Origin of the sequence: Streptomyces sp. AHA2 (assembly GCF_036857595.1) — a bacterium.
Taxonomy (GTDB): domain Bacteria; phylum Actinomycetota; class Actinomycetes; order Streptomycetales; family Streptomycetaceae; genus Streptomyces.
In genome coordinates, this window is sequence record NZ_JAUQWJ010000034.1 from 18301 (window position 1) to 36859 (window position 18559).

The window sequence follows — 18559 nt, forward strand, 5'->3', positions numbered from 1 at the left end:
GTGCCTTGGGGAGGGCGCATGCGGTCGCGAGTTGGGCACTTAGGTGTGATCAGACGTGGTCGGCATCGGCTGGTGACGGTCGGTGTGCTCGTCTTGGCGCTGGCCGCAGGTGCGGTGTCGGCCGAGGCTCTGCCGCCGGAGCCTCCGCCCGCCAAGACCACGCCGTCGGCGAGCGCTGCTCCGTCCCAGCCTGGAGACCGGGCACCGAACAAGCCCACGACGAAGCCGAAGGCGTCGCCTGCGGGCGAGCCCACGACGAACAACGCCGTCTACGCCTACGACGCGGCAGGCCGGTTAGCCGGCGTGACCGATCCGGGCGGTCAGACGGCGCGTTACCGCTACGACGAGGCCGGCAACCGGCTGGGCATCGACCGCTTCGCCTCCAGCACGCTGTCGGTGCTGTCTGTGGTTCCCGTCCGGGCAGCTCCGGGAGCGAAGATCACGCTGTCGGGTACCGGCTTCTCCCCCACCGTCGCCGGGAACACTGTGACGATCGGCGGCAAGGCCGCGGCCATCACCTCCGCCTCCGCCACCCGTCTCGTCGTCACCGTCCCCACGGGGGCGGTTAACGGGAAGGTCACCGTGAGCGTGGGCGGTGCGTCCGCCGACGCGGCGGAGGCGTTCCTCGTGGCGTCGGCCGGGCCGAGCGTGACGAAGATCGAGCCGGCCTCCGGCGCACCAGGCAGCGAAGTCACACTGTCCGGTGCCGGGTTCGCTTCCGCAGTCACCGACAACGTGGTGCGCTTCAACGGCCTGGTCGCGCCGGTGAAGAAGGCTTCCGCTTCCTCGTTGACCGTTGAGGTGCCGCCGCATGCCCGTACCGGGCGGGTGGAGGTGGACACCCCTGCTGGTTCGGCTGCGGCGCCGGGCGACTTCACGGTCACCGCCGATGGTGAGGGGGCCCTGTACGACACGACGATGCGGGCCTCGTTCACCGACACGGACCCCTCGCAGGTAGCCGTGGTGACGGCCGAGCACAAGGCGAGGATCCTGTTCGACGCCGAGCGGGGCGACGCGGTCGGCTTCGGCCTGCAGGGAGGCTCATTCACCTCTCAGGCCTCCATCACTCTCGTCTCCCCCCAGGGCGCGACGGTCGCCTCCAGCAGCTTCGGCGGCACAGCGGCCGACTGGGAGGTCGCCGGCCTGCCGGAGTCGGGCACGTACCAGCTCGTCATCGACCCGCGCTCCACCGACACCGGCTCCGTGGCGGTGATGCTGTCCAAGCCGGTCGTTGCGGCCGTGGCCTTCGACGGGCCGACTGTGTCCACGGCGCTGTCCCGGATCGGGCAGGACGGCAACTGGACCTTCACCGCGGCCAAAGGCGAATCGCTGAGCGTCGGCGTGGATGCCAAGGCAATGGGTGGTTATCTGCGCTGCTACGTCTACCGCCCGGACGGTACGCAAGGTGAGTATCTGCCCGTTCCCAACGGCGACAGCAACTCCCTGGACATCGACTCGCTGCCGCAGAGCGGCCAGTACACGCTGCGCTGCGACCCCGACGGCGGCGGCACCGGGACGGTCAAGGTCGCCGTCTCCCACTACGTCCAGGGAGGGGCGCTCAGCGCGACGGGTGCGTCGCCGACCCTGAATATCACCCGTCCTGGCCAGGACGGCGTGGCGACGTTCACCGCGCAGGCCGGGGAGCAGGTCAGCCTTGCCGCGACGGGGGCGACGATGCCGTCGTACGCGACCATCACCATCAACGGGCCGGACGGCAACTACGTCTCCAGCTTCACCGCAGGGCCCGGCCGTAATGCCGACTGGGACAGTGGGGTGCTGGCGGCCGGCACCTACACGGTGCGGGTGGCGGACCGCAGGCTGGATGTCGGCAAAGTGACGCTGACCTTGTCCAAGCCGGCCGACGTGGGTGCGCTGACGCGTGGCGGCGCTGCGGCAAAGGCGACGGTGACCCGGCCAGGGCAGAACATCCACGCCTCGTTCACCGCCAAGACGGGTGATGACCTGTCGCTGGAAGTGGCGGCGAACAGCTTCACCAACAGCCTGTCGGCCGACGTCCTGGCCCCCTCGGGCGCCGCGGTGGTCAGCTTCCGGCTGATCTCCGCAGGCGCGTCCGGATCGATCGCCCTGACCGACCTCGCCGAAGCCGGCACCTACAAGGTGCGGATCAACCCCACCAGCGCGGCCACCGGCTCCCTGAACCTAAGCCTCAAGGCAGCCGCCACAGCCATCAAAACGCGTGCGATCACCCACGACTTGCCGCGCCTGTCGGTGAAGAACGCCTGCCGTGTCGAGCGCTTGGCCCGCACCATGACTTTGAGCCTGCCCGACTGGCTGGAGGTCAGCGCCCAGCGCTGCGAACGGCTGGAGCAACAGGAGAAGGCCAAAGCCCTGAAGGCGAAGAAGGCCTCCGGCATCGTGCCGAAGGGGCGCGATGCCTGGCGCCCGGGACCGCGCAACCTCAAGGGCCGCGACTGGACCACAGGACGGAGCGCCAAGCCGAAAGCCCCCGCAGCCCTGCGGGCACCACCTGGCCACACCGCAGTGACCGGGCAGGTGCTGAAGCTGGATGGCAAGCCACTGGCGAAGGTGACGGTCCGCGTCGGGGCGAAGAGCACCAAGACCGACAACAAGGGCCGCTTCCTGCTGTCCGATATCAGCGCAGAGGCCACCACCCTGGTGGTGGACGGGGCCAGCGCCAAGACCAGCAAGCGGAATTACGGACGCTTCGACATCCGGATACGGCCGGTGGCGGGCCGCAGCACGGACCTGGGCTTCCCCGTCTGGATGACGCCACTGGACACCAAGCACACCGCCACCTTCGACACCCCGACCCGCTCGGACGTCACCCTGACCACCCCGCAGATCCCGGGCCTCGAGGTGCGCATCCCCAAGGGCTCGGTAGTGCGCGACGAACACGGCAAGCCGGTCACAGAGCTGGGCATCACCGCCATCCCCGTCGACCGGCCCCCCTTCCCGCTGCCCGAGAACAGCGCCGTGCCGGTGTACTTCACCGTCCAGCCAGGCGGCACGTACCTGTTCCCCAAGGGCGCGCAGATCGTCTACCCGAACTACACGCACGAAGCTCCCGGAACACGAATCGACTTCCTCGCCTACGACCCCGAGCGCAAGGGATGGCACACCTACGGGCACGGCACCGTCACCCGTGACGGCAAACAGGTCGTCCCCGACGACAAAACGCGCGTATGGGCCTTCCACGGCGCCATGCTCTCCATCTCCGACGTCATCCCCTTCGACGTCTCCGCTATCTCGGACATCGTCGACTGGCTCTCCGGCGACCCCGTCGACCTGCAGACCGGCCTGCTGACCGACTCCCGCACCGACCTGGGCGTGTCCGGCCCGCTGGGCTCGGCCGAAGTCACCCGCACCTACTGGCAGGGCGACACCCGCCCCCGCGCCTTCGGCATCGGCCGGGACCTGTCCTACAACCTGTACCTGCACTCCAAACGCCTCTACAGCGAGGTGGACCTGTACCTGCCGGGCGGCAAGAAGGTCCACTTCGTGCGGACCTCACCGGGCAGCGGCTACGCAGATGCGGTCTTCGAACCCGAAGGCACCCCCACCGCCCTGAACGGCGCCAAGATCAGTCAAGAATCGGGCAGTTGGCACCTGCGCCTGCGCGACGGCACCGCCTACGTCTTCCCCTGGTACGGCCCCTTGCAGGAGATCCGCGACCGGCACGGCAACGCGACGCGCATCATCCGCTCCAACGGCTCCAAGGGCGACATCACGTCCGTCACCGCCCCCGGCGGCCGCTGGATCTCCTTCAGCTACGACAGCGCCCAGCGGATCACCAAGGCGCAGGACAACACCGGCCGCAGCACCTCCTACACCTACGACGAGGCAGGCCGGCTGAAAACGGTCACCGACCCGGCGGGCAAGGTCAGTTCGTTCACCTACGACGGCGTGACCAACCGGATCGCGACCGCCAAGGACGCCCGCGGCATCGTCTACATGACCAACAGCTACTACGCCGACGGCCGGGTCAAGAAGCAAACGCTGACCGAGGGGCAGGAATACGCCTTCGCCTACACCCAGACCGGCACCGGTCAGGTCACGGCCACGGAGGTCACCCAGCCTGGCGGATCGGTACGCAGGGTGGAGTTCGACAACAGCGGCTTTGCCGTCAACGACACCCAGGCGTACGGCACGACGCTGGCCAGGAAGACGGTCTACGAGCGTGGCACCAAGCACCGCATCGCCGCCGTCGTGGATCCCTTCGGCCGCCGCAGCGAACTGTCCTACGATGCCAACGGGCACATCACCTCGGCGCTCGAGCTGGCCGGCACCGCCAATGCCCGCTCCACGGGCAAGACGACCTTGGACGGCCCCTACGACCAGCCGACCCAAGCCGCCGACCCGCTGGGCAACGCCACCGTCTTCGGCTACAACACCAAGGGTGATCTTGACACGGTCACGGACCCCGAAGGCCGCAAGACAGGCTTCACGTTCAACGCAAGCGGTCAGGTCAAGACGGTCACCGACAACGCGAACGCGACCAGCGAGTACACCTACCAGCACGGCGACCTGGCGCAGGTGGAGGACGCCGAGGGGCGCATCACCCGGCAGTTCACTGACGCGGCCGGCCGCATCAGCGCCCTCACCGACGGGGCGGGTTCACAGACCACGGTCCTGTTCGACGCGCTCAACCAGCCGAGGGAGATCACCGACCCGCTGGGGCACACCACCGCGCTCGGCTACGACGAGAACGGCAACCTCACCACCCTGACCGACGCCCGTCTGAACACCACCAAGTGGGACTACGACCAGGCCGACCGCCCCAAAACAGCAACCGACCCGCTGGGCGCGCAGGCGCTGTTCGAGTACGACGCGGCCGGGTTCCTGAAGAAGGCCACCAGCAGATCCGGCAAGGCCGCCGTCGCCGAGTACGACCTGCTCGGTAGGCCCAAGAGCACCAAGTACGGCGTCGACGCCGCCGGCCAGGCCGAGTCCACCGTCATCTACGACTACGACACCCGGGACCTGCTCAGGCAGATCACCGACAGCAAAGCCGGCAACCAGGCCTTCACGTACGACGTCCACGACCGCCTGGCCACCACCACCGGCCCCACCGGCAAGGTCACCTACGACTACGACAACGCCGACCGCCGCAAACTGATGACCGCAGCTGGCACCAGCACCACCTACGGCTACGACAAGTCCAGCATCCTCAAGTCGGTCAAGACCGGCACCCAGGACGTCACCTTCGGCCTGGATGCCGTGGGCCGGGAGAAGACCGCCTCTCTGCCCGGCGGCATCACCCGCACCACCGGCTACGACACCACCGGCGTCATCAAGTCCATCGCCTACGCCCAAGGCACCAAGACCGTGGGCGACCTGACGTACACCAGGGACGTCCGCGGCCTGCAGGCCGGCCTGACCGGCTCGCTTACCAAGGTGGCTCTGCCCGCCGCGGAGAGCGGCACGCAGTTCGGCGACGACAACCGCATCACCAGCTACAACGGCCGCACCTTCACCTACGACGATGTCGGCCAGCTCAAGAGCGACGGCCTGCGCACCTACACCTGGAACGCACGCGGGCAACTCACCGGCCTGGCCAAGGCAGGCACCGCGTCATCGTTCGGCTACGACCCGCTCGGCGGCCGCATCTCCAAGACGACCGGCACCGCCACCAGCCGGTACCTGACCGACGGCACCAACCCACTGGCCGAACAGAACGCCTCCGGGACAACGACAGCCAGCGTGGCCACCTCGGGCCTGGACGAGTTCCTCACCCGCACCGAAGGCGGCAAGACGCAGGTCTACCTTACCGACGCCCTCGGCACCGTCGTGGGCCTGGCCAACACCGACGGCACCGTAGCCACTACCTACGCCTACGACCCGAACGGCACCCCCACCGCCACCGGCACCGCCACCTCCAACCCCTACACCTTCACCGGCCGCGAAGACGACGGCACCGGCCTGCTCTACTACCGCAACCGCTACTACGACCCCCAGACCGGCCGCTTCATCTCCCAAGACCCCATCGGCCACGCCGGCGGCACCAACCTCTACCAATACGCCCTGTCCTCCCCCACCACCTACACCGACCCCTCAGGCAACAACCCCCTCATCGCCGGCTGCATCATCGGCGGCGTCGTCGACGGCGGACTCGACTGGCTCACCCAGCGCCTGTCCGGCCGCAAAGTCAACTGGGGCCAAGTCGGCCAATCCGCCGCCCTCGGCTGCCTCGGAGGCATGCTCGGCGCAGGCCTCGGCGCCAAGGCCGCCAGCCGAGTGGGCTGCACCCCCTTCAACAGCTTCACCGGCGACACCCCCGTCCTCATGGGCGACGGCACCCGCAGACCCATTAAGGACGTCAACATCGGCGACACCGTCATCGCCACCGACCCCGAAACCGGCGAGAGCGCCCCCCGCAAAGTCACGGCCCTGATTCAGGGAAGCGGCGAGAAACAACTCGTCGACATCACCCTCGACACCGACGGCCCCACAGGACTCTCGACGGGACAGATCACCGCCACTGACGGGCACCCCTTCTGGGTACCCACCCTTCACCGATGGGCAGAAGCCGGTGACCTCAAGGTCGGACAGTGGCTGCGGACAAGCGCCGGCACACGGGTACAGATCGCTTCCGTTGGCCATCGAACGCAGTCCGTCTCGGTCTACAACCTCACCGTCGACGATCTCCACACGTACCATGTGCTGGCGGGCGAGACGCCGGTCCTCGTTCACAACAGCAGCTGCCCGGTCCCAATCTCAAAGGGAAGATGGCATCACATTTGGGACCGGCATGTGAATCGAAGCCAGTATCCGAACAAGAGTAAGTTCAACACGACGAGCAAGGCGAAGATCCAGAAGATGATCAATCGCGCTCTTGGTGGCGAGACCAACGATGGTGTTTACTTCTACCGATTTCCGTCATCGATTGGCAAGACCGCCGCTGGTGACCCGCAGTACTACATCAGAGTTGTGGTTCGGGATCGAAAGCTGATTACAGCATTCCCATCCGATACCCCGTGAGGTGATTTTCGTGGCGAGTGTTTTTGACGAGTTGTCGCGATGGGCGTAGACGTAGTGTTGAAGCAGGTGGACCGGCCGGGAACGAGCCCGAAGAGGCGGCACCTGACTCAAGTGGACGCTGTGCTCGACGGCTCTGATCTGTTCGCACGAATCTGCGAAAGCAGCAACCTGCCCATGCTGAACCGAGTAGATCCCTATGGGACTCTGATTCTGACCTCGCAAGATATGCCGCAATTCCTTTCCGAGGTTGACGTGGAGCGAAGTTCGGTCGATGGAGATTCGGAGCGCAATATTCTGACCGCTATCCGAGGACTGGCCGAGCGGTGTGCAGATGAAGTATCGATGGAACTTCACCTTGAGGGAGACTGATCATTCGCCTGAAGTGGCAGGCAGGCCAGCGTCGCGCCCCACGAGGCGTGCATTGCTACTGGGCGGGCGGTACCTGACGCAGGTCCGGCAGTGCGACCTCGGCTACACCGCTCTGGCCGGGGCGATCATGGACGTCCGCCGAGCCGCAGACACCCTCACCGCAGCATCCGGCGTGATCGGCATGTGCTCCGCTAGGCAAGAGAGTGCCCCAGGACGATGACTAGTAGGCGCAGACTCCTAACCGCTTCGGCTGCAATGGCCGCTGGAGCAGGCGGCCTTACTGCCGTCGGCGTCACAGCTCTGTCCAAAGGCTCACCCGATGGGCAAGACAAAGCACCAGCCCACCTCCGCGGAGCAGCGCCGCTGCCGTATGCGCGGCTCATCTCACTCGACATCACCTTGGGCAGCGAACGCGCAGACGCGCTGCGCGCTGCCCATCAAGCCATCACGGCGATCGACGGCGGCAGCGTCGCCGCCTGGCTGGCACTGGGCGAAGGCGCATTTTCCTCGCGCGCTGACAAGCTGCGGCACCTGCAACGGATGCCATCGTTTGAAGGCGACGTACTGGACCCTGCCCAATCACATGGCGACCTCCTACTCCATATCACCGGATCCTCAGCCCGTGCCGTACAGCAAGCCGCGGAACAGACTCTGCGCGCGCTGCCACAACAGCAGGTGCGCTGGCGCGCGGACGGCACCCGTCCCGAGAACCGCGCCGAGGACGGCCGGGGCCTGTCCCGTAACCCGTTCCACTTCACCGAAGGGCATGGAAACCCCGCCACTGCGGCAGAGATCACCGAACGTGCGACCATCAGGGCCGGTCAGGGTGAGCCGTCATGGGCCATCGGCGGCAGCTATGAGGTAATCCGGATCATCCGGCTTGCCACCGACTTCTGGGACCGGGACACCCTCGACGAGCAGGAACGCATCACCGGCCGACGCCGGAACGGCCGGTGGCTGGACGGCACCCCCCGCACCGAACGAGCCGTCTTCGCCACCGACCCTCACGGCAAGATCACCCCACTAGACGCACATGTCCGCAGAGCAGCACCAAACCCCCGCACCCCTCCCCCGATGGTCCGGCGCAGCTACAACTACCACCGGGCCCCGGACGACCAAGGGCTGATCTTCTCCTGCTTCCAGAGTGATCTGGAGAAGGGCTTCGAGGCGGTTCAGCGCAGGCTCCAGGGCGAAGCCATGGCCAAGTACACCCTCACCACGGGAGGCGGCTACTTCTTCGTACCGCCACCGGGCGAGGCCTGGCTTAGCGCGCTCACTGAGAGCTGACACTCCCAGCGGTTGCGGCCCTCGATGACGTGGACCTCACCCGGGGTCCTCATGACAGCGTTCCTACGCGCCCAGAGTAGGGCTGCGAGCTTCGATCAACAGTGCTGGTCGGCTTAGGGAGGACCGGCACCAGGGCCGCCGAGCGAATTCATCTGGTATCTCGGCGCGGTGAGGGCGGGAGCGCAGAAGACTGGGCCGCCTCAAGGCCGGCGTCTTCTGCCGGGACGCGCCACGTGTGGATCAGCTGGCGCAGTCGGCGGGCTGGCGTCTCGCTCGGTATGAGTAGCAGGGCCGCGACCAGGGCTAGGGCGCCGACCGTGAATGCTCCGGTCGTCCAGTTCAGCAGGTCTCCATGCATGGCGGTGATCGCGAAAGCGACCATCCCGCCCAGGGCGCTGCCGATGCGCGCCAGGTTCGTTGGACGCTGCGCATTACTGGCAGGCCACACTGCAGTCGAGGCCGCTCCTCCCGGCGCTGTTCACTCTGGCGCGTCAGAGCGGAGACAGCGTCACCAGCATTGTTTCCACGGCTCTCTGTATCGCGCTGTCGGCTCTGTCCGGAAACAGCCGGGTGGGCCTCAAACTGAACTTCTCCAACCGCTTCCCCTCACTGAAGGAATCGGTGGGCTGCTTCTTTCAAGAGGCACTGGTCGCCGTGGACGTATCCAGCGATCAGAGTCTGGCCGAGATTTCTGACTGTGTCCGGCGCGCGATCATGGCTGCGGGTATGAGCGCGCGCTATTCCTATTTTGCGCGCAGGGAAACCCAGGCGAAGGTCGAAGCAGAGCGGGGCGCAAGGCTGAGGATGGCCGTCACCGTCGACATGAGTGATGCCTACGCCCGGTGCCTCCAGGAGGATGCGCTCGCCGAGGCCGTGGTTCGTGATGGCGAAAGCACAGTGCTGTGGGGCAGTTGCCCGTGGGTGCATGATTACGACGACGTGTTCTTCTCCAGCTTTCCCTTGACGGACGGGGCCGGCCTCAGCGTCGTCGTTCATCGGTCGATAGCTGACCGTGACCAGGTTGAGGAGTTTCTCCGCGGGATCGAGCGTCTTCTCGTGTCCTGGGCGCGCTCCCCGGGGTGGTCAAGTGCCTCGGTCGGAACTGTGCGGGCGCTGACCGGGATGCGTGTGCGCCCCTACGAGGGCGGGTGGGTGTATGCAGATCACAGCTGGGTTAACGTTACTGGCCTGGAGCAACTCATCAGCGACATCGACGGCGTCAGTCGCAAAGACCGTCTATGACGAGCGTGCGCTGTGCTGGCGGGCCGGCGCCTCGGGTGCGACCCGCTCGAACTACGAGCTGGCGATCAAGACGGTCCTGCGGCACATCGCCGCAGAGCACCCCGACCTCCAAGCGCTTGACAGCGACGCCACGTTCACCGAGCTCGGCCTGATCGCCCGGCGCAGCGTCGGGCGGCCGAGGAAGACGGCCGCCGTACCGGCCGCCGCGAAGTAACGGCTGACAAGCACCGCTGAAAACCCGTGCACCAGGACCCCGTTGGGGGCCTAGGCTCCCGTCATGTACAGCAGCGCCTATCCCGTACCGTTGACCGGCGGCGGCTTCCGGCTCGGAGTCTTCGACACCTCGGTGCTCACATCGGACGTCACCGCGGCCCTGAAGCGCGGCCAGCCGTCCTCGATCCTCGCCGGGATGCGGCACGGGACGCTGCGCGGGTTCATCCCGCACTACGTGTGGGCGGAAGTCCCCCGTGTGCTCGCCGACCGCAAGCGCGAGGGTGGCGCCTTCGATCTCGCCCGGGCGGAGCGGCTGTGGTGGCAGCAGTACGTGCCGCTGCTGCACGTCGTCTGTGTGGACGGGCTGCCCATGACAGCGGCCGCCCACAAACTCGCCCACGAGGACCTCAGCGACGTCGGCATCCTCCAGCTCGCCGGCGTACTCGCCCCCGTCGTCCTCCTGGCCGCCGACCGTGACCTGATCCGCCAGGGCGTCGCCGTCCCGAACTGGGAAGCGATTCGTGCTGTGCTGGGGAGGATCGGAAAAACGGAGGCGGGCATGCAGAGCAGCACCAGCACGATCGTGGGAGCCGGATACAGTCTGGCCGGAGCCGTACGGCTGGCCCGAGCCCACCCGGTGGCCGCCACCGTGGCCGTTGCCGCCGCCGGCACCTACGCGTACCTCAACCGCAGCCGGTTCTCCAGCGACACTCGCGCGAAGCTCGCCCGGTTCGGCACGGAGGCCTTCAAGATCCTGGGCGAGCCGTTCGTCCAAAACGAGGTGCACGGCCGCGACTGGGCTCAGGCGCAGCGCGGCGTCGCTGGCGACGACGTGCTGTCGCAGGTGGCCCGCCTGCTCGCCCGCGCGCCCGAGCCAATGACCCGTACCGACATCCTCGCCGCGCTCCCCGCTTCGGTACAGGAACCGCACCGCCGGCAGATGGACGGACTGGGACGGCTCCTGCACCGCTTCCCCGCCTTCCACCAGGCAGCACCCGGCCGATGGCAGCTCGGCAGGACCAATATGCAGATCACCGCCCCGCCCTGGGCGTAGAGCGGCGGAACGGCAGTGGTAGGCCATGCAGGACGCAGCGTCAGCGCCCGTTCGGGCCACTATCGGCGGTACCCACTGCCCCACACACGCGCTCTTTTGCTGCTTTAACCACACCGATCGCGGCTACACGGAACGATGAGCTCATGACCTTCAGCGATCCCTCCGCAGGCCACTCCACGGCCACCTTTCCCCAGCTCCGCGACTGGGGCATGATCTGGGACACGTACGCCCCGGCTGTCCACGGAGCCCACCGGATGCCGCACTTCTACACCGCGGTACGGCACGAGAACTGGTGGGGCAGCGCAGTGCAGATGGACGTGCTGCTCGTCCTGGCCAAGAAGCACGGCATACCGGTCGCGTGGGTCACGCCTGCGCAGACATTGAGCAGGCTGGCCGCTGCGGGTGCCGGCCACGACGACAAGCTCGCCGTCCTGGTGGACAGCGAAGACGAGATCCAGGCCCTGTGCCGCCTCAAGCTTGGTGAGTGCACTGATGAATGGATCGCCGGTGAGGTCGAGGCAGGGGAGAAGGCCATGGCGGCATGGTCCGACGGTCACCGTGAAGCCGCCGCGTGCCTCGCCGTCGCCGGGGTCGAGCAGATGCTCCACAACCTGACCCACGTCCCCCGCGGGCGAGGTGCCCACGGGAGGCTGCAGAAGGCCGGCAAGAAGAAGCCGAACGACTACCTGCCCAAGCACCAGTACGTCCTGGCACCGCTGAATGCCTTCTACACCCCGTACGACCCCGGTAGGGGCGATGCGGTCCCGACGACCCTCTCCCGGCATGCTGTTGTGCACCACCTGCCCCTGTCCCACCTGAGCCCAGGGCACTGCATCATCGCCGTCATGCTCCTCATCTCGATCATCCGCGAGACTCAGGAACGCTATGACGACATCCGGGACGACTTGCTCATGCAGGCCAGCGACTAGGGTCGGCGTGCAGATGGGCGGACTGGCCAGCTAGGACTTGTCCGGCCGATCATGTACGGAGCCAGATAACCAGGGCTGCCGCCGTGGCGGTGCCGAGGTAGACGTAGCCGCGCTTGTCGTAGCGGGTGGCGACCGCTCGGGACTGTTTGAGCCGGTTGATGGTCCGCTCGACGATGTTGCGTTTCTTGTAGCGGTCTTCGTCGAAGCCGGGTGGCCGACCGCCGCGTGAGCCCTTGCGTAGGCGGGCGGCCTGGCTGTCGGTCTTCTCCGGGATGGTGTGCCGGATACCCCGTCGGCGTAGGTACTCGCGGCAGGGCCCGTTGCTGTATGCCCTGTCCGCTGCCAGGCTGTCCGGCTTCTTGCGGGGCCTGCCCGGCCCCACCCGCGGGATGCGAATCTTCTCAAGCACGGGCTTGAACTGGGTGTAGTCCGCCCGCTGGCCCGGCGTGAGGACCAGGGACAACGGACGGCAGCGGCCGTCCGCGCTCAGGTGAATCTTGCTGGTGAACCCGCCCCGCGAACGGCCCAGGCCCTCACCTCCAGCACCATCACCTCCAGGCGGCCGACGAGGCGCTGCCACAGCGTCTCGTTCTGGCGTTCTACCATCTCGGCCCCCTTTGAAGCGGGCGCCGGAGGTGGGGCGGTGCGGGCGCCGGCCGCATGCTGGTGAGCGCGGACGATGGTGGAGTCGACCGAGATGTCCCAGTCGATCTCACCTGCCTCGTCGGCGGCGGCCTGAACCTGCTGGAGCAGACGCTCCCACGTTCCGTCTGCGGACCACAGCCGGTGGCGTTCGTAGACGGTCTTCCACGGACCGAAGCGTTCGGGCAGGTCACGCCACTGCACGCCGGTCCGCACCCGGTGCAGGATCCCGTCGATCACCTGCCGATGATCCCGCCACCGGCCACAACGACCGTTACTGACCGGCAGAAACGGCAGCAGCCGTTCCCACTCGACATCCGTCAGATCCCCTCGCCCCATGTCCACGCCAACGACCCGGACACGGGCCAGTCACATGATCGGCCGAATAAATTTCAGGGCCTGTGCAGGTCCCGCTTTGCGATGCTTATCGCCGGTCCGGGATTGGCCGTCGAACGATGTTCACGAAGACATCGGGGGCATCGCTGCTGACCCAGACGTGTGTGACTCAACAATGAGGGAGAACGGTATGGAGCCATTAAAACTCCAGCGCGCAGTTGAGGCAGGGCGTGCGACTGCTTCGGAGCTGGGCCTTCAGGTCGACGATGCGCTCGTCATCCACAACTCGGACCGCGTCGCGCTGCGCCTGGTCCCTTGCGATGTTCTGGCTAGGGTCGCACCGTTGGGGCATCTGGCTGATTCCGAGTTCGAAGTAGAGGTTGCTCGCCGTCTCGCCGACGTTGACGCGCCGGTGGCTGAGCTCGATCCTCGGGTCGAGCCCCGAGTCTATGTGCGTGATGCCTTCGCCATCTCGCTCTGGACCTACTACGAACCGGTGGGATCAGAGATCGCGCCGGCCGACTACGCAGACGTGTTCCTGAGGCACCACGCCGCCCTGCGCCAGATCGATCTGGACGCACCGCATTTCACCGATCGAGTCGCCGTAGCACTGAAAGAGGTGAACGACCGGGAGCAGTCTCCCGAGCTGCCCGATTTTGACCGGGCACTCCTCAGCGACACGCTCAGTGGACTGAGCGCCGCGATCAGCAGCGACAAAGCCGGCGACCAGCTGTTGCACGGCGAGCCTCACCCGGGCAACCTCCTGAACACGAGGAGAGGCCCGCTTTTCGTAGACCTCGCCACCTGCTGCCGCGGGCCGATCGAGTTCGACCTCGCCCATGCGCCCGAAGACGTGGGAAAGCACTATTCGGGGGCTGACCACGACCTGATCCAACGGTGCCGCGCCCTGAACTGGGCGATGTTCTCCGCCTGGCGCTGGCGCCGAGACGACCAAATGCCCGACCGGGATCACTGGAGAATGGAGGGCCTCAACCAGGTTCGTGCTGCACTCGATCGCTGCGGACTGGGCTGAACTTGAGACAGAGGGCTGCTATGTCCCGATCCGCTGCGCCGTGTGCGGCATCCCGTCAGTGCAGCGGTCGGCTGGCCTGAGAGGCCCCTCGCCCCGTGCCCACGTCAAACGACGCTGACGGACTAGTCACATGATCGACCGGACAGTGCCTAATCCGCCTCTACGCCCTCCCTCTTACCCGCATCGTCGAACTCACCACCGACCACCTCCACCACGACGCGGATCACACCTACCTGACGATCACCCGCCACCCCGTCGTCCTGCCACCGAAGCTCGCCCGCCTCATCGACGACCACCTCGAAGACGGATCCCGGCACGGCAACGGAGCCACCAGGTACCTGCTGCCGGGCGCCCCCGCAACACTGCGGGACTGTCCGACAAACTCAAGCGCTACGGCCTGCCCGCCCGCGCAGCCCGGAACACGGCCATGATGCAAGCGCTCGCCGACCTGCCACCTGTCGTGCTCTCCGACTTGATCGGCATCCAGCCGAGGACCGCGGAACGCTTCGCAGCCATGGCCGGCGAGAACTGGTCCGACTACCTGGCCGCGACTCGCCCGCACCAAACGACAGGACGGGACTTGGCTGCCAGGAGTTGAAGGGGCGGCCCCGAGTCGAGGTCGTCCGGGAAGACTTCATCTCACCTGGGCGACCTCGACGTCTCCAGCGGCCTCGACTCGCTACTCCGGGCCAGTGACCTACGGCAGCGCCTCGACGACGAAAAACAGGAAGCAGGGCTTGGTCGAAAGGTCGTCGAAGCGTGTTCTACCCAGCAGCCTCGCCCCTTCGACTATTCGCCGTACTCCTCTGCGCCTGCGGTGGCCTGGCTGGTCCAGAGTGCAGGACCGCGCTCGGCGGCTTTTGCCCGGGCCAGGTCCCGCGTCGTCGTTGCGAGCCGCGGAGTCAGCACGAAGACACCGGAGCCGCTGTGACGGGCGTTTGACCGTTGACGCCGACGATGGGCCGTGTGAAGCGGTAGCACTGATCGACCACGGTGTTCGAGCTGGAGAGGAGGATTGATACGGCTACTGTGTCCGCCTTGCGCACTACGCTCTTGACGTCGTAGGGCCGCAGCCGTCCCGTGGGGTCCAGGGCCTTTCGCACTCCGGCTTTCGTCAGGTCCTTGGCATACATGCCGGAGATGCGCGTCCGCGCCAAGCCTGCCAGGCCGCCGATCCCCGTGCCCGGCCGACACACTTCGTTCTCTCGCTCGGACAGCCGCGACGTCCACACCTGGCTGGGGCGGTGGGCGTAGGTGAAGACGAAACACCGCATCACCCGCACGGGCCCGCCACCGGGGAGCAGGCCCTCTTCGTTATAGAAGGCTGATTTCGCGGCCGTGGCGGTGAATGCGCGGCGCCTAGGATCGTAGGTGATCACGGGGGCCCTGGTGTGCCGCCAGATCACATTCATGAGGACGTCGGTGCCCCTGGCGTTGCTCGCGTTGAGGGCGCGGGTCGTGTCGTTCGCTGCGTCACGGGCCTGCTTCAGGGTTGATGCGAACGTTTTGTCCCTGCGCTCACTGTTGACTTTCTCGTCGTGCCAGTGCCGGTACCACAGCCAGGAGACGGGAAGGCCGAGAACGGTGATCAGTGCGATCAGTATGGTCAGGCAGCCGGTGGTCACAAGACGGTTGCCCTGCCCCGTGACCACTAGGCTGTCCGTGTCGTCAGTTGCCACTAACTGCCCTTGTACCCCATGTCGGCCAGCGCCTGGTCCACGACCCGAGCGTAGCCGGTTGTGCCGGCGCTCTTGGGGTGGAATGACTCGAGACTGGCGCAGACATTCTTCCCGGGCCAGGGCAGGCAGGGAGCCTGATTGGCGGGGTCTCCGTCGTGGAAGTCGCCGTCTCCGTTCGGCCCTGCCACGATGCGGTTGATCCACTCGTCGCCGTCGCAGATTCCGTGTCCGCGGAACGCCGGGATCGGATCGGCGAAGGCCACCCTGAGCCCTGCCTTGCGCAGCTCTTCCACCTTGGCCTTTTGCTTGTCGCGTACGTAGTCGGCCAGGGAGTTCAGGGCGTCGAAATCCGCCGTCACGCACGGACTGTCACTGACGCGGCGGGGGTAACCCATCAGGACGACCTGGGCGTTGGGAGCGACGGCCGCGATCTGGCTGACGACTGTGTCGGTGTCCTGGACCGCTTGGTCGACTTTGCCCTTGTAGTCGGCCGGATCGCACACCCCGATGACGTAGCAGTTCGTGACGGCGTTGGTGAAGTTGTCTCCGTCGTTGCCGCCGATGGTCAGCATGACCAGTGTGGTGTCCGGCTGAGGTCACCGGAGTCGATCTGGCTCTTCTCGCGGTAGTTGCCGATCTTTCCCCATGGTGTGGGGTTCCCCATGGTAAGCTGTGAGGTTTTGGCGCCGGAGCAACTGACGTCCAGGAAGTCGACGATGGCGCTCCTGTTGTTCGACAGTTCGCCAATGCTGGTGCTCTGACCGGGCAACATCATCTTGCGAGGCCAGGAGTTGTCGCTTCGCCGGCAGGCGTTCCAGGTGCTCTTGCCGTGCCCCCTGTCGGACTCGGGTGAGTAGGCTCCGGCGCCCGCGCCGGAGGTGTAGGAGTCGCCCATGGCGACGACCATGTGCTTCGGTTTGGCCGACAGCGGCTGGAAGGCGACCGCGTCCCAGGCGACATCTTCGTCTGCGGTGCCGTCGTCGGTGGTGTTCGTCAGCTCCACTCGCGGGGTGCCGGTGAAGCGGTAGACGCCGAGCTCGACCCAGGTGTTCTTGCTGAAGTGGGTGTTGACATAGCGGTGGCGGCCGCCGCCGGCAACTCCCTTGATCACGTAGTGGGCCTGCTGGGTGTGCGCGCCGGTATCCGGCAGGTGCGCGAAGACGCGAGCCCATTCGACGCTACGGCCCAGGGTCCAGGTGCCGTCGATGGTCATCCGGGCGCCGGGGCCGCCGAGGTGAGCGGTGTCGCGGGTGTGTGTGTACCAGAAGTGGCCGCCGTGTCCGCCGCCGATCTGGTGCAGGTCTCCCTTGGCCTCGTACGGGCCCAGGCCGGGACCGTTCGCGGCCGGGTTGGGGTGGAAGGTGAACTGGAAGGAGCCGGCGTCGGTGCCGGACGATCCGCAGTCGCTGTAGGTGTCGGTGCTGTCGGGGATGGACTCCACGATCAGCGCTCCGGCCGGGGCAGCGCCACACGTGGGCGTGCCGTACTTCAGCCGGTGGCCGCGGCCCGGTTCCGCGCGCAGCGTGACGTACTTGATGCTCTCGTTGCCGCAGTCGGTGGAGCAGTTCGGCTTTCAAGTCACGTTCGAGCCGCGCCACCAGTACTTTTCGTAGCACGCCGCGTGAGGGCAGTCCGGCGGGCTGGCCGCATTGCAGTTGTTGGTGGTATTGCAGAACGCGTCCAGTGGTGGCTTGACCCGATCCCGCTGGCACGTGCATCCGATCGCGCTGCTTGCCGGGCGCTGGGCGACGACCGGCGAGGAGTGCCCGGGCACGGGCACGTCGAGGACAGCGCGCAGCTCCCATCCGCCGCCGCGGCGGGGGCGGAGGTGGTAGCTGGGCTGGCAGGCCCGGAAGACGGCCTTGTCCCAGTCGGACAGCCACGGCGCACCGGCCCTTGGCGAGAGTGTGTGTGCGGTCAGCCGGCCGTGACCGCACATCGTACCGACATCCCCGGATCCGCCCCTTTGTGGTGGGGCTGGGGTGGATGTCCGCACCGCGAGGGGACCTGAACTCCGACAGGCGAAGGCGACGGCCGAGAGTGGACCCCTCAGGCCGTCGCCTCCTAACTCGGAATACGCTAGGCGGTCACCCAGTAGGCTCATGGCGGCGTTGAGCCAGCCACAAAGCGATGAATGCTACTAGAGATACGCCGAACAGAACTGACACCGTGATACGAAGAACGAGCCACGGTTGCCCGTCAGGATCCCATAGCGCTTCCACCAGGTTGAGTATCAGCGCGAAGCCGAATGTGACAATCAAGACCGTCTTCGCGTGTGAGGCCTTCTGCCGAGTTCTGTTCATCAGGCTCCTCTCACTCGGTGACCCATGCATACGGGTTGAAGCAGCTGTTCAAATCGCTCGCTTCATCCTTCAAAGAATTGTCCGTGTCTTGCCATGCCTTCTTGGCGTAGCAGCCGACGGGGGCTACGCTGCTCGCTCGGCCCAGAAACTTGGGTCCCTTCGTCTTCGCGAAATTGACCACGCCTGAGTACCAGGCAAGTCCGCTGGGGTCGATGCGGTTGACGGGGTCGCCTTCGGCGTAGAGGTAGGGGTTCTTCTCCTGGCCGGAGGGGTCGGGCTGGGTGAAGCGGCCGATGTTGGCGTCGTAGTAGCGGGCCTGGAAGTGGTACAGGCCGGTGGGGTCCTGGTAGCCGCCGGCGAAGCGGTAGGGCTGGGCGACCGGTTCGGAGGACTGGGACAGGATGCGCACGCCGCGGGGGCTGTAGGCGTAGGTGTTGACCTTGTTGCCGCCACCGTCCGCCAGGGCGACCACGCTGCCGATGGCGTCCGTGAGGTAGTAGTACGTCTTGCCC

At 66.7% G+C, this 18559-nt stretch carries 12 protein-coding genes; 7 read left to right on the plus strand and 5 right to left on the minus strand.

Annotated elements, in window-relative coordinates; all coding sequences use genetic code 11:
* Positions 1 to 72: 72 nt before the first annotated feature.
* The 6 genes from Q5694_RS33825 (at position 73) to Q5694_RS33850 (ending at position 12054) form a co-directional block, all read left to right on the plus strand.
* A complete protein-coding gene (locus Q5694_RS33825) occupies positions 73 to 6960 on the plus strand; it encodes an RHS repeat-associated core domain-containing protein (RefSeq protein ID WP_333937351.1) in 6888 nt (2295 codons plus the stop codon).
* Positions 6961 to 7071: 111 nt separating this feature from the next.
* Positions 7072 to 7329, plus strand: a complete 258-nt coding sequence (locus Q5694_RS33830) for a hypothetical protein (protein ID WP_333937352.1) — start codon at positions 7072 to 7074, stop codon at positions 7327 to 7329.
* A gap of 399 nt (positions 7330 to 7728) precedes the next feature.
* The gene (locus Q5694_RS33835; RefSeq protein WP_333937353.1) at positions 7729 to 8616 is read left to right on the plus strand and encodes a Dyp-type peroxidase; all 888 of its coding nucleotides are present in this window, start codon (positions 7729 to 7731) and stop codon (positions 8614 to 8616) included.
* A 417-nt stretch (positions 8617 to 9033) separates the two neighbouring features.
* A complete protein-coding gene (locus tag Q5694_RS33840) occupies positions 9034 to 9858 on the plus strand; it encodes a hypothetical protein (RefSeq protein WP_333937354.1) in 825 nt (274 codons plus the stop codon).
* A 277-nt stretch (positions 9859 to 10135) separates the two neighbouring features.
* Positions 10136 to 11125: a PIN domain-containing protein gene (locus tag Q5694_RS33845; protein ID WP_333937355.1), complete on the plus strand. Its 990-nt coding sequence runs from the start codon at positions 10136 to 10138 to the stop codon at positions 11123 to 11125.
* Between the two features lie 143 nt (positions 11126 to 11268).
* A complete protein-coding gene (locus Q5694_RS33850) occupies positions 11269 to 12054 on the plus strand; it encodes a hypothetical protein (RefSeq protein ID WP_333937356.1) in 786 nt (261 codons plus the stop codon).
* Between the two features lie 49 nt (positions 12055 to 12103).
* Here the strand turns inward: Q5694_RS33850 and Q5694_RS33855 are convergent.
* Positions 12104 to 13035, minus strand: a protein-coding gene (locus Q5694_RS33855; protein WP_443040989.1) for an IS5 family transposase whose coding sequence is annotated in 2 segments (ribosomal slippage) — positions 12104 to 12660 and positions 12660 to 13035 — 933 coding nt in all. Because the reading frame shifts where the segments join, the coding sequence is not laid out codon by codon here.
* A gap of 187 nt (positions 13036 to 13222) precedes the next feature.
* Between Q5694_RS33855 and Q5694_RS33860 the strand changes: the two genes are divergently transcribed.
* On the plus strand, positions 13223 to 14065 hold the full coding sequence (locus tag Q5694_RS33860; protein WP_333937357.1) for a phosphotransferase: 843 nt from the start codon (positions 13223 to 13225) through the stop codon (positions 14063 to 14065).
* A gap of 902 nt (positions 14066 to 14967) precedes the next feature.
* Here the strand turns inward: Q5694_RS33860 and Q5694_RS33865 are convergent.
* The 4 genes from Q5694_RS33865 to Q5694_RS33880 form a co-directional block, all read right to left on the minus strand.
* Positions 14968 to 15744 (minus strand): hypothetical protein, encoded by a 777-nt coding sequence (locus tag Q5694_RS33865; RefSeq protein ID WP_333937358.1) that lies wholly within the window; start codon positions 15742 to 15744, stop codon positions 14968 to 14970.
* A complete protein-coding gene (locus Q5694_RS33870) occupies positions 15744 to 16316 on the minus strand; it encodes a hypothetical protein (RefSeq protein WP_333937359.1) in 573 nt (190 codons plus the stop codon). The genes Q5694_RS33865 and Q5694_RS33870 overlap by 1 nt, the downstream gene beginning before the upstream one ends.
* Positions 16310 to 17185 (minus strand): hypothetical protein, encoded by an 876-nt coding sequence (locus tag Q5694_RS33875; protein WP_333937360.1) that lies wholly within the window; start codon positions 17183 to 17185, stop codon positions 16310 to 16312. The genes Q5694_RS33870 and Q5694_RS33875 overlap by 7 nt, the downstream gene beginning before the upstream one ends.
* A gap of 872 nt (positions 17186 to 18057) precedes the next feature.
* A partial coding sequence (locus tag Q5694_RS33880) for an RHS repeat-associated core domain-containing protein (RefSeq protein WP_333937361.1) occupies positions 18058 to 18559 on the minus strand: 502 nt, incomplete at its 5' end.

Bases quoted from the DNA above. Each gene is read 5' to 3' on its own strand.
- Q5694_RS33870 (WP_333937359.1), bottom strand. From the start codon at position 16,316: ATGCTGACCATCGGCGGCAACGACGGAGACAACTTCACCAACGCCGTC.
- Q5694_RS33845 (WP_333937355.1), top strand. From the start codon at position 10,136: ATGTACAGCAGCGCCTATCCCGTACCGTTGACCGGCGGCGGCTTCCGG.
- Q5694_RS33860 (WP_333937357.1), top strand. From the start codon at position 13,223: ATGGAGCCATTAAAACTCCAGCGCGCAGTTGAGGCAGGGCGTGCGACT.
- Q5694_RS33850 (WP_333937356.1), top strand. From the start codon at position 11,269: ATGACCTTCAGCGATCCCTCCGCAGGCCACTCCACGGCCACCTTTCCC.